This is a genomic window from Kineosporia sp. NBRC 101677 (assembly GCF_030269265.1).
GTDB lineage: Bacteria > Actinomycetota > Actinomycetes > Actinomycetales > Kineosporiaceae > Kineosporia > Kineosporia rhizophila.
On the sequence record NZ_BSTA01000051.1, the window covers coordinates 1 to 520 of the forward strand.

Consider the following 520-nt stretch of genomic DNA (forward strand, 5'->3'; position numbering starts at 1 on the left):
CTCACAGGTGGTGCATGGTTGTCGTCAGCTCGTGTCGTGAGATGTTGGGTTAAGTCCCGCAACGAGCGCAACCCTCGTTCTATGTTGCCAGCACGTCATGGTGGGAACTCATAGGAGACTGCCGGGGTCAACTCGGAGGAAGGTGGGGATGACGTCAAATCATCATGCCCCTTATGTCTTGGGCTTCACGCGTGCTACAATGGCCAGTACAAAGGGCTGCGAGACCGTAAGGTGGAGCGAATCCCAAAAAGCTGGTCTCAGTTCGGATCGGGGTCTGCAACTCGACCCCGTGAAGTTGGAGTCGCTAGTAATCGCAGATCAGCATTGCTGCGGTGAATACGTTCCCGGGCCTTGTACACACCGCCCGTCACGTCATGAAAGTCGGTAACACCCGAAGCCGGTGGCCTAACCCCTTGTGGGAGGGAGCTGTCGAAGGTGGGACTGGCGATTAGGACGAAGTCGTAACAAGGTAGCCGTACCGGAAGGTGCGGCTGGATCACCTCCTTTCTAAGGAGCATCT

The 520-nt window shown here is 56.5% G+C and carries 1 rRNA gene; it reads left to right on the top strand.

The features are described 5' to 3' along the window. Positions 1–507 (top strand): 16S ribosomal RNA (locus tag QSK18_RS35700); the annotation flags it as partial. Positions 508–520: the final 13 nt, after the last annotated feature.